Source organism: Chitinophaga arvensicola (genome assembly GCF_900110835.1).
GTDB classification, from domain to species: domain Bacteria; phylum Bacteroidota; class Bacteroidia; order Chitinophagales; family Chitinophagaceae; genus Chitinophaga; species Chitinophaga arvensicola.
In genome coordinates this window covers 1,799,798-1,811,709 of record NZ_FOJG01000001.1, presented here as the reverse complement: position 1 = coordinate 1,811,709, position 11,912 = coordinate 1,799,798, and the positions used below count along the sequence as shown (strand labels likewise).

The window sequence follows — 11,912 nt, the reverse complement described above, 5'->3', positions numbered from 1 at the left end:
TGATTGTTTTTGGAATCACCATAACAATTTATCACCTTAGTCAGCGAATAAAGAATGAATTTACGCTAACTAATCTGCAAAGGTAAACAAAAGGAACAATGGTAAAAATTCCGCCATATTTGAAAAAAGGTGATCTGATCGGAATTACCTGCTCCAGCAGCAAAATGGACCTGCAGGCTGCAGAGTATGCGCGTGGCGTACTCACCTCCTGGGGTTACCGTGTACACCTCGGCATCACCGTAGGAACCAGCTTTCATAATTTCTCCGCACCGGATGAACTGCGACTGGAAGAATTGCAGGACATGCTGGATGATCCCGAGATAAAAGCCATCGTATTTGGCCGTGGGGGCTATGGAATGGTGTGTATCATCGATAAACTGGATTTCACCCGTTTCCGCAAACAACCCAAGTGGCTGTGTGGCTACAGTGATATTACCACCCTGCACTCCCATGTACAGCGGCATTTCGGTATTGCCACCCTGCATTCCATGATGTGCAGCGGTATTACACCCGATACTTTCGATAACGAATATACGGAAAGCCTGGCGGCAGCCCTGAAAGGGAAAACCTACCGCTACACGGCGCCGGCACATCCGCTGAACAAGGAAGGCAAAACTTCCGGCATACTCGTAGGCGGCAACTTATCCATGCTGGCCAATCTTTCCGGCACTCCTTCCCAGATCAATACCAAGGGAAAAATCCTGCTGCTGGAAGACATCGGTGAATACCGGTACAACATCGACCGGATGATGTATAACCTGAAGCGTGCGGGCTGGCTCGATAAGCTGGCGGGACTGGTAGTAGGGGCCTTTACAGACGGCAAGGAAACCGATACGCCTTTTGGTCAGACAGAATATGAAATTATCAGCAACCTGGTGAAGGATTATGAATACCCGGTTTGCTTTGGGTTTCCGAGTGGCCACCAGGCGGCCAACTACTCCCTGAAGCTGGGCATAAAACATGAGTTGAAGATAGGCGCTAAAACAGTGCTGTCAGAAATATAGTTTTTGGAAGATGCGATAGAACGGCCTGTTCTGCCGCATCTTCCAAAAAATCATTTACCCGTTATTAATCCTCCACATCGGGCACAATCTCCAGTCCGTATTCCTCCGCAGTGAGCACACCGGCAGTACGGATACTCTCTATCAAAGCATGATCCGGTTGCAGATCGAGCACCTGGGTCTGGTTATGCAGATAATCTATTCCATAAAACTTACCGGCAATACCCAATGGCACACCGATGAGGTATTTGATCACTTCGCAAACGATCTGGGTACCAAGTGCTCCGTGCGTGGCGCCCAATGCCCCTGCATCGAAATTGCGGTACTCTTCCGTGAGCGGTAAGGCGCAACGGTAGGTAGCAGAGTTGGTACCATCTGCCAGTGGCATATTGAAGCCTGCAAACCAGGCCATCCAGTTATGTACTTCTCCGGTGATGTAAGGCTTATTATGCACCAGGCAGGCATCATTGACCACCAGGTGGGTAGGTAAATGCTGCGAGCAATCAATTACCAGGTCGAACCCCACCAGCATCATGTTGATGGTTTCCGGCTTCACCTGCATCAGTATCGGGTAATGCTTGGTGTATGGGTTCACTGCCCACAATCTGCTGGCAGCCATTTTTGCTTTGTGTTTGCGGATATCCTGCATCTGGTAGATCGGCTGACGATGCATATCTTCATCGTTGATCACACCATAGTCGGCGATCCCGATCACACCTACACCGCTGGCGCTGAGGTATTGTATCACAGGACTGCCCAATCCGCCGGCGCCTACTACGAGAACGCGGGCTTCTTTCAGCTTTTCCTGCATGGTGATACCTAAGCCAGGAACGGCAATAGGATTTTTGAAATGCTGTATTTCTTTTTCACTCAGTATCATATGCTTATCCTTTAGCTAGTTCCTGTGGAAATTCGAGGGTAAATTTACTTCCCTTGCCGATGGCGCTTTCCACTTTAATCTTTCCTTTATGCGCATCTACAATGGCCTTTACATAGGTAAGACCAAGGCCAAACCCTTTTACATTATGCACATTACCAGTATGGGCGCGATAGAACTTTTCAAAGATACGTGAAATTGTATCGCGGCTCATGCCAATACCGTTGTCTGCAATCACGATGAACAGGCTTTTGCGGGTATTGTATGTTTGTATTTTTATCTCCAGGTTATCGTTGGAATACTTGATAGCATTATCCATCAGGTTGAAGATCAGGTTGGAGAAATGCACATCGTCTGCCATGATCACCGGGTTAATGGCATCGAGTTGCAGATCTACCACACCGTTTTTGGCGGCCAGCTGTAACTGCAGATTGTTAGTGGTACTTTCAATGACATGATGCACGTCCATCACCTGGAGTTTGAGCGCTATTTCATCTTTCTCCAGGAGGGCAGATTGCAGGATGCTTTCCACCTGTTTGTTCATCCGTTTGTTTTCTTCTTTGATGATCCCGGAGAAATACTGGATTTTTTCCGGTTTGGACATCACTTTCTCATTCCTGATCGCATCTATGGCCAGTGAAATAGTGGCCAGCGGTGTTTTCAGTTCATGGGTCATGTTATTGATAAAGTCCGATTTTATTTCCGAGAGTTTCTTCTGGTTCAGCAGGGTACGGATGGTGAGGGCGAACGCCGTGATAATGATAATGGTAAACAGCACCCCGCCGGAGATCATGAAGCCAAGTTGTTTGGCGATGGAGTCGTCGGTGGGCATTACAATCATCAGCCGTTCTACGCGTGGACTGTAATCGTTCTGTTCAGTGAGGGGAATTACCTGTACTTTATAGTCGTTGATATTTTTGAGACTGTCTTCCTGGCTTTTCTGGTACATTTTCACGAATCCGGCCGACTGCATCTTAATGGTAGCAAGGTCTGAACCGGGTACGATACCGAGGATGGCGAATTCAAAATTGGTGGAATCGAGGCGATTTTTCCTCATATTGGCCTGAATGCAACGTTTTACTTCCTGTACTGTGAAAAAATCGCTCGCTGCGGGCGCCTGGTAGGGTACGCGGCTGATATCGAGATTGAATCCTTTGGAAGTTGCGGGTTCCTTACCATCAATTTTAAACATGATAGCCGCCTGGCGACGTGACATCATATCATTGTACACATCCTGTGTCATGTTGATGGCCCGCTGAAACAGTTGTTCCTGTTTAATCAGCAAAGCACTTTTGATCCAGCTTATCTGAATGTAGATGATTCCCAGCAAGGATAAAGAGATCAGTACAACGATGACGGGGAAAATTTTTTTCAGTGGTATCATGTAAAATTTGTCAGGCTTTAATTATCTCAAAGATAAGCTCTGGGAAATACTAAAATATGTTAAAAAAGATCATTGCTATAGCAACTATGATACGAAATTAAAGACTGTAGAACGGCTCTCCGCGTTAGGTCTGCAATACAATATCACTTTAACGTAATTTTAACTGGGCACTGCTGAATTTATTAGTGCTTCTTTCCTTACCTTTGCTTCAGAATCTTGGTACTAAATTTGATTAGTTCAGGATCATAACAAAGTAATTAAACTTTCTACATACATCGATGTGGATTCGTTCCATAAGCGATTTAGATTTTGGTTGATAAAATGGTAAGGAGGTTTTCTAGCCTCCTTTTTTTATTTTCTTTACTTTCTCCCTTCTTTTTTCTTTTCTCCTTTATTATTCAATCATTTAGTTAAATTTGATCAGCTATAAAATTGTATGTCTATGGTAACTTTGTCGCCCGGCATTTTGCTGATAGCTGATCCATTCCTGAAAGATCCAAACTTCTCCCGCACGGTTGTACTTCTTTGTGAACACGAGGAAAAAGGCAGTTTTGGCTTTGTAATCAATAAGTTATTTGACCAGACGTTGAGCGACCTGGTACCGGAAGTATTATTGGGAAATATCCCGGTATATTATGGAGGCCCGGTTCAGATGGATACGATCCATTTTGTGCACCGGGAGCCGTCGCTGATCAGCGGGGGCCAGGAGATCATGCCTGGTATTTTCTGGGGTGGCAGGTTCGATGAAGTGGTAAACGCCATTAATAAGGGCTTATTAGCGCCAGACCGGGTGAAGTTCTTTATCGGTTATTCCGGGTGGACAGACGGGCAGCTGGAGGCCGAGGTAAAGGAGAAATCCTGGATCCTTTCACAAACGGAAGCCGGGCTTATATTTGAACACCAGGAGCAGCAAATATGGCAGCAATCTCTCAAAAACCTTGGCAGTACCTTTGCCATGATGGCAAATTATCCCATAGATCCCTCCTTAAATTAACGCTAATATTCTGAAAGAGAAGGAGATCGGCCGAGCCTGTCATTTTAAGCTAAAAATGAACAGCGGGAATGCTGTTTATTTAAAACAAATTAAATATCTTGCTAAAGTAATTGATACATCATACCAATTACATAACCCGTTTTCAGGTAAGTAAAATAACCGATAAGAATACACCTATGAAGGCAAAACCTATGAAAAATTTTTGATCCTTCCATAGACCGATACCAGATTTTACCTGAACACTAACAAATTATCGTCAAAGGCATATTCATTAGGTAATATACACAGCCCTTGATAAGGCTGTCTATTGATGTACAGGTAGTTACTGCGGATATCTCGTATAGCCGTACAGGTAATGTATTGTACATAATGAATAGAGAGGAAATCCCGGTCAGCATTCCTGTTATTCTCCGGGTCATCTAAGATTGGAATAGTTAGGACAAAACGAAGGCCGGGTAATCTTACCCGGCCTGGTTATTATAATTTGCTGGTATGCTTATTTTTCCACTGCTACAGCGCCTTCTACGAGTACGGTAGCCTTATTGCGCAACACTTCCACGAATCCGCCGCTGATAGTAAAGAACTCAACAGTTGCTTTATCTTTCAGCACTTTCATTTTACCATTTCCGAGAGCTGCAATTAATGGCGCATGTTTATCCAGTATTTCAAAAGAACCGTCAATGCCCGGCAGTTGTACTCCGTACACTTCTCCGGCATATAATTTTCTTTCTGGTGTTAATACTTCTAATAGCATGTTATGATCGTAAATGGTGAAGGGTAATGATCCCGGCAGAACCGGGATCATCGACTTAATTAGTTATTCGCTGCTTCCAGTAATTTCTTACCTTTTTCAATAGCTGCTTCGATGTTACCTACGAGGTTGAAAGCGGCTTCAGGATACTCATCTACTTCACCGTCCATGATCATGTTAAAGCCACGGATAGTTTCTTCGATAGGTACCAGTACACCTTTCAGACCGGTGAACTGTTCTGCTACGTGGAAAGGCTGAGACAGGAAACGTTGTACACGACGTGCACGGGATACTGTCAGCTTATCTTCGTCGCTCAATTCATCCAGACCGAGGATCGCAATGATATCCTGCAGTTCCTTGTAGCGTTGCAGGATCATTTTCACGCGCTGTGCACAGTTATAGTGAGCTTCACCCACGATAGCCGGAGACAGGATACGGGAAGTTGATTCCAGCGGGCTCACAGCCGGGTAGATACCAAGATCGGAGATCTTACGATCCAGTACGGTGGTAGCATCCAGGTGGGAGAAAGTTGTTGCCGGAGCCGGATCCGTCAAGTCATCCGCAGGTACGTAAACCGCCTGTACGGAAGTGATGGAACCATTTTTAGTGGAAGTGATACGTTCCTGCATCAGACCCATTTCAGTAGCCAGTGTTGGCTGGTAACCCACCGCAGAAGGCATACGGCCTAACAGCGCGGATACTTCAGAACCTGCCTGGGTGAAACGGAAGATGTTATCTACGAAGAACAGGATATCCTTACCACCACCTGCAGTACCATCTCCATCACGGAAATATTCTGCCAGGGTCAAACCAGACAAGGCTACACGCGCACGTGCTCCCGGTGGTTCGTTCATCTGACCAAACACAAACGTAGCCTGTGATTGTTTCAGTAATTCTTTATCTACAGCGGTAACATCCCAGTCACCGTGTTCCATTGATTCTTTAAATTTATCACCGTATTTCACGATGTTCGCTTCGATCATTTCACGCATCAGATCGTTCCCTTCACGGGTACGCTCACCTACACCGGCGAATACGGATAAACCTTCGTAACCTTTTGCAATGTTGTTGATCAGCTCCTGGATCAATACCGTTTTACCCACACCGGCACCACCAAACAAACCGATCTTACCACCTTTTGCATATGGTTCGATCAGGTCAATTACCTTAATACCGGTAAACAGTACTTCGGTTTCAGTAGCCAGATCCTCAAATTTAGGCGGCTCACGGTGAATAGGATAACCGTTTGAAGCATCAATATCACCTAAACCGTCAATCGCCTCACCTACCACATTGAACAAACGTCCTTTAACCTGGTCGCCAACTGGCATCTTAATAGGCGCGCCTTTATCAACTACAGCCATGCCACGAACCATACCGTCTGTGGAGTCCATCGCCACTGTACGAACACTGTCTTCACCCAGGTGCTGCTGTACTTCCAGTACTACCTTCTGACCATTTTCGCGGGTAATTTCCAATGCGCTGTAGATTTCGGGCAGTTTGTCATCAAAGTGCACGTCCACCACGGGACCGATAATTTGTTTGATCTTACCTGTGTTAGGCATATTTTTAAAGAGGTTTATAAAAATACTAAAATGTTACTGTTCCAAAAACCGTATCAAATTGCATTGCATACAGTTTCCAAAATTTGCCGCAAAGGTAAGAGTTAATGGATGAAAATCAAAACGCTAACGACGAAAAAAATCCTTTTCCCGCCGCATTTTTCGCCGATTTTATCATTAATAAAGTTTTATAACCCGGCAATGTAAAGCGTAGTCTGTCAAATTACGGTTTTTTATTATCTATAAATTACCATTGCCAGCCCACAGCCATTCATATAAAAATAGCTTCCTTTTCCTGATTCCTTTGCTATTTTTAAGCGCTATCCTGATATATATAATATATACATATGATAAATTCAAACAGTGAACAATCCCGCAGGTCTTTCCTCGGCAACCTTTCCAAAGCAGGATTACTTGGCATCACCGGCATCGTACCGGCCGCTGCCAGAACTGGCATCCTGTCAGCCCCCGCCGCCCCCGAACACCAGTTCCTTTGCAAACCCTACCTCCAGTATCCCGGCCCAAATACCCTTTCTGTAAGATGGCTCACCGCCCGCCCCTGCTACAGCTGGGTAGAATACGGCCTGAACGGACAACTGGATAAGAAAGCGCACCGCGTTTCCCACGGACTCGTGGAAGCCAACAACCGCCTCCACCGCATAGAACTGGATGCCCTCGAACCCGGCAAAAAATATAGCTATAAAGTGTGCTCCAAAGACATCGTTTCGTTTGAACCGTATAAGCTTACCTATGGCAACACCATAGAAAGCGATGTGTACACTTTTACCGCTCCCGATCCCAAGTCGGACACCGTGTCCTGGCTCATCATCAACGATATCCACGATCGCCCGGAATCCATTCCGCACCTGATGAAAATGAACGGCGATAATCCCTACGATTTTGTATTCTTTAACGGAGATGTGTTTGATTACCAGTCCGACGAGCAACAGATCATTGACCATATGCTCACCGCCTGCGGCGATACCTTCTCTACCCAAACCCCCTTCATGTATGTACGGGGCAACCATGAAACCCGTGGCAAGTACGCCCGGGAATGGCATCAATACTTCGATAACCCCGGCTACAACAACTATTTTACGTTTAACATCGGTCCGGTATCCGCTATTGTACTGGATACGGGAGAAGATAAAGCAGATGAACATCCTGTGTATGCAGGCATTGCAGATTTCGACCACTACCGCGAGGAACAGGCCCGGTGGCTGGAAAAACAGCTGCAAAGCCCGGCTTTCAGAAAAGCAAAACATAAAGTTGTCATGATGCACATTCCGCATTACCACTCCGGCGACTGGCATGGCGTTATGCACTGCCGCGAACTGTTCGGCGGCCTGTTCAACAAGCATAAAATCGACATCTTAATTTGCGGGCATACACATAAGTATGGCGTATATGCTCCCGTGAAAGGGGAGCACGAATATCCGCTGATCATCGGCGGCGGCCCGAAAGACGGCAACCGAACCATCATTCAGATAAAAGCGGATCAGCATAAACTGGTACTCACCATGCTGAGAGACGACGGAACAAAAGTGGGTGAATACACCGTGTAAGTACAAAATGCCGGAGTGGGGACTCCGGCATTTTATTTTCCTGCCTCCCATATCCAGAAAAGTATTTCATAATATATACCGATGTTTGAAACATCCGTGACCTCCCTATAAGCCCTCTCTTATAGGTGCAGCTTACAAGGGCCTTTAATAGGGGGGAGATAGGGCTGAACTACGGCTAATTCCTACCTGCCGGACGCCGCAGTAGCAAAAAAAAGCCGGACATAGCGCCTATCAGTCGATGGCGATGTCCGGCTTTTATATATAATTATATTTCTTACTCCTTTTTATTGGCTGCGATGAAAGCATTTACCAGCAACAATAACTTCACCAGTATCCATGCCGCCGCCAGTACAAAGAAAGCGCTGGCAACCAATACAGCGTAGTACTTGATCGTCCATTCCAACGCTACTTTCAGCCGGGTTACCATGCTGATGGCTTTCTCCGCTGCTCCTTCGTACATAGAAAACTGTACTGTACAAAACTCATTCTCCGAATCAAAGTTGCCAAGTTCAACGCCCAATCCCTGCAATTCAGTTTCCACTTCGTAGATCTTGTTATGCAGCTGTATAAAATCTTCAATCCGGCCATCCTTTGCTTTCAGATCGTTGAAAGAGGCCAGCGATTTTTCCAGTGAAATTCTTTGTGCATTGAGTTTACGGTATTCGTTGGTTTTGTCTTTCTTCGTGACTTCCATAGACCGGATCGTACCAATGCCCTGTACCGCTACGTAAAATGAATCAAACTTTTCCGGCGACACCCCGATCAGCAGCTGTAACTGACGGTTGCCTCTATTACCTGATTCCTGCTGGTACTGTACAATGGCATCGAACTTTTTTATAGTCCCCTGCAATAACTTTTCATCTTCTGAAAAATGAGTGGACTTACTGGACACATCGGCTATTTTCTCATACTTCTGTCCACCGTAAAGGCGCGGGGAGCCGGCATCCGGGAGGTTATATCCCTTCACTTTTTCGGAAGCATAGTTTTTCTGATGTGTTCTGATACCGGATAAAAAGCTGCTGCTCCCCAGTTCATCATAACGGCGCCCTTTGTAGGTATAGCCATAAATGATCCGGAAGATAAACATCAATACAAATACAGCCATAAAAGCAATGGCTATACGACGAATCTGTTGCTTTGTAGTACGCATAGGGTTTATTTAACAGTAAGGGTTTGCTGACGATAGGTTTTCCACCATTTTATGAGTCCCATGGCGGCGATAATGAGTAAAATAAAGTACTGTATTCCCAGAAATTTTACATCTTTCTGGAAATAAATATAGGTGGCGATTACATCTACCGTAACCCACAATAACCAGTTTTCCCAGATTCTTTTTGCCAGCAGGATATTCGCGATTACACTCAGCACGGCAACGATGGAATCGGTGTAGGGCCACGCCGCCGGATGTTGAAATACGCGGGGCCACCAGATGTGCAGGCGGCTGATAACAAAGCCGGTTGCGGCAGACAGCAATATGGCGGCTACGCCTAACCACCAACGTTGTATACGGCGCAATGCGTACACCGGCTCCTGCTCCGGCTTTTTCCGGTACCAGAAAAGCCAGCCGTAAACGCCTGTAGCAAAGAAATAAACCTGCAGAAACATATCTGCATATAACTGCAATTGCCAGAACAACACAAAAAAGCAACTTACATTCACCAACCCTACCGGCCAGGTCAGGATATGATCCCTGGCGGCCAGCACCACGCACAAAAGCCCGGTTAATGTTCCGATAAATTCCACATAGCTAACGGGATACCCTAACGCGGTAAAGAAAATGTGCTGAATGCTGAAAAAGTCCATCATTAAATTTAAATCTGCTGCTACAATATTACAGGAATGTTTTATTATTCCCGATACTGTTCTGTTATCCGCTGTAATGCAAGCGCTTACAGCGATTACGAATTTGGAATCATTTTTGTCTTATAGCCTATGTAATGCAGTAGCAATAGCATAAACGTTATAAAATTTTTAACATAATCCTTTAACAATTCAACATGATTCCGCCATCTATACTTTATTCCCAGACCATTAAAAATGCTTGTTGACAGAAAGACAATTTTACACAGCATTCATTATCTCTTCAGAGTCTACTTAACAACCTATCAGGACTAAAAAACAGGAGTTATGAACAGATTAATCAAACATACCGGAATATCACTTTTATTTATAGCCTTCTTCGTCAGCAGTTGTGCATCTACGTATGCTCCTGCAGGTTATGATGATCAGTACGGCTCTTCCTATGGCGGTGGTCCGCAGGTACAGGTGAGCGGTTCTATTTCATTTTATGACGAATTAAGTCCTTACGGCCGCTGGGTAAGTTATCCCGGATACGACCGGGTATGGATACCTAATGCAGGCAGGGACTTCAGACCATATTATACAAACGGACACTGGGTATATACCGATTACGGCTGGACCTGGATGTCTGATTATTCATGGGGTTGGGCAGCTTTCCACTACGGTCGCTGGTTGTATGACGATTTCCAGGGCTGGATGTGGGTACCGGGTTACGACTGGGGTCCGGCATGGGTAAGCTGGAGAACCGGTGGCGATTACTACGGTTGGGCGCCAATGGGACCACAGTACTCTTACAACGCACCTGCCAATTACTGGGCGTTTGTACCAAGACAGTATATCGGTAATCCACGCATCAACAATTACTATATAAATAACAGCCGGAACGTAACGATCATCAACAATACCACCATTATCAACAACACCAGCAATTACGGCGGTAACCGGGTGTATGCCGGACCTAGTGCCAGAGATGTACAGCGTTATTCCGGTGAAGTGGTAAGACCTGTAAGGATAGAAAATACCAACAGACCAGGTGGTGGACGGGTAGAGAACAACCAGTTGCGTATTTACCGTCCGGATGCTACCGCTATCCAGCGTGGCCGTGATGCGGATCGTACCAGACCCGTGCAGTCTGTTGATAATAACAACAATAACCGCCCCGGTCGTATTACCCCTGGTAACAACAACACCAATCCGCAACCAGGTACCAACCCGGTTAACAATGGCGGTGGCAGGATAGTAAGACCCGGCGAGGTGACTCAGCCCAATAACAACGGCAATTTTCCGGGAAACAGCGGGAATGACAACGGCAGGGTAAGACCTGGTAACATCAATCCCAATCAGCCGGTAAATAATAATCCTGGTAATATTCCTTCGAATAATAATAACGGAAGAGTAAGACAGGGTACCACACAACCGGTGAATCCGGCAAATCCGGTGAATAATAATCCCGGTAATTTTAACAGACCATCGAGAGTAACACCAGACAGGAGTGCAGAACAACAGCAACAGTTACAGCAGCAACAACAGAGGATTCAACAGCAACAACAACAGCAGCAGCAGCAACAGGCACAACGCGTTCAGGCACAGCAACAACAGCAGCAAAGACAACAACAGGAACAACAGCAACGCGTACAGAGAGAACAACAGCAACAGCAGCAACAACAACAGCGTATGCAGCAACAGCAACAACAGCAGCAGAGACAACAACAGGAACAACAGCAACGCGTACAGAGAGAGCAGCAACAACAACAGCAACAGCAACAGAGACAACAACAGGAACAACAGCAACGCGTACAGAGAGAACAACAACAGCAGCAGCAACAGCAGAGACAACAGGAGCAGCAGCAAAGACAACAGGAACAACAACAAAGACAACAACAGCCACAACCGGATCGTCCTTCACGAGTAGGATAACCGGCCAGTGATAAGAAAAGAAAGTACGAATGGGAACAGCGACGACGATGTTTTGTGAGAT

General features: G+C 45.8%; 10 protein-coding genes. 4 read left to right on the top strand and 6 right to left on the bottom strand.

What is annotated here, in order from left to right:
• Nucleotides 1-119 precede the first annotated feature (119 nt).
• On the top strand, nucleotides 120-1,004 hold the full coding sequence (locus BMW79_RS07765; protein ID WP_245752407.1) for a S66 peptidase family protein: 885 nt from the start codon (nucleotides 120-122) through the stop codon (nucleotides 1,002-1,004).
• Nucleotides 1,005-1,068: 64 nt separating this feature from the next.
• Here the strand turns inward: BMW79_RS07765 and BMW79_RS07760 are convergent, their stop codons facing one another.
• The gene (locus BMW79_RS07760; RefSeq protein WP_089892776.1) at nucleotides 1,069-1,881 is read right to left on the bottom strand and encodes a HesA/MoeB/ThiF family protein; all 813 of its coding nucleotides are present in this window, start codon (nucleotides 1,879-1,881) and stop codon (nucleotides 1,069-1,071) included.
• Nucleotides 1,882-1,885: 4 nt separating this feature from the next.
• Nucleotides 1,886-3,262: a sensor histidine kinase gene (locus tag BMW79_RS07755; RefSeq protein WP_245752406.1), complete on the bottom strand. Its 1,377-nt coding sequence runs from the start codon at nucleotides 3,260-3,262 to the stop codon at nucleotides 1,886-1,888.
• Between the two features lie 436 nt (nucleotides 3,263-3,698).
• On the opposite strand from BMW79_RS07755, the gene BMW79_RS07750 reads away from it, so the two are divergent.
• Nucleotides 3,699-4,256, top strand: coding sequence for a YqgE/AlgH family protein (locus BMW79_RS07750; RefSeq protein ID WP_245752405.1), 558 nt, complete (start codon nucleotides 3,699-3,701; stop codon nucleotides 4,254-4,256).
• A 496-nt stretch (nucleotides 4,257-4,752) separates the two neighbouring features.
• On the opposite strand, the gene atpC is transcribed toward BMW79_RS07750, so the two are convergent.
• Both atpC and atpD read right to left on the bottom strand, forming a co-directional pair.
• The gene (gene atpC / locus BMW79_RS07745) at nucleotides 4,753-5,010 is read right to left on the bottom strand and encodes an ATP synthase F1 subunit epsilon (protein ID WP_089896820.1); all 258 of its coding nucleotides are present in this window, start codon (nucleotides 5,008-5,010) and stop codon (nucleotides 4,753-4,755) included.
• Nucleotides 5,011-5,069: 59 nt separating this feature from the next.
• Nucleotides 5,070-6,572 (bottom strand): F0F1 ATP synthase subunit beta, encoded by a 1,503-nt coding sequence (gene atpD / locus BMW79_RS07740; RefSeq protein ID WP_089892770.1) that lies wholly within the window; start codon nucleotides 6,570-6,572, stop codon nucleotides 5,070-5,072.
• A 344-nt stretch (nucleotides 6,573-6,916) separates the two neighbouring features.
• On the opposite strand from atpD, the gene BMW79_RS07735 reads away from it, so the two are divergent.
• On the top strand, nucleotides 6,917-8,134 hold the full coding sequence (locus BMW79_RS07735) for a purple acid phosphatase family protein (RefSeq protein WP_089892767.1): 1,218 nt from the start codon (nucleotides 6,917-6,919) through the stop codon (nucleotides 8,132-8,134).
• Between the two features lie 274 nt (nucleotides 8,135-8,408).
• Here BMW79_RS07735 and BMW79_RS07730 read toward each other — a convergent pair whose 3' ends face one another.
• The gene (locus BMW79_RS07730; RefSeq protein ID WP_089892765.1) at nucleotides 8,409-9,284 is read right to left on the bottom strand and encodes a DUF4349 domain-containing protein; all 876 of its coding nucleotides are present in this window, start codon (nucleotides 9,282-9,284) and stop codon (nucleotides 8,409-8,411) included.
• A 5-nt stretch (nucleotides 9,285-9,289) separates the two neighbouring features.
• A complete protein-coding gene (pnuC, locus tag BMW79_RS07725; RefSeq protein ID WP_177192074.1) occupies nucleotides 9,290-9,937 on the bottom strand; it encodes a nicotinamide riboside transporter PnuC in 648 nt (215 codons plus the stop codon).
• Nucleotides 9,938-10,261: 324 nt separating this feature from the next.
• On the opposite strand from pnuC, the gene BMW79_RS33840 reads away from it, so the two are divergent.
• Entirely contained in the window at nucleotides 10,262-11,851 is a 1,590-nt protein-coding gene (locus BMW79_RS33840; RefSeq protein WP_177192073.1) for a DUF6600 domain-containing protein, read from the top strand.
• The last annotated feature ends 61 nt before the right edge of the window (nucleotides 11,852-11,912 follow it).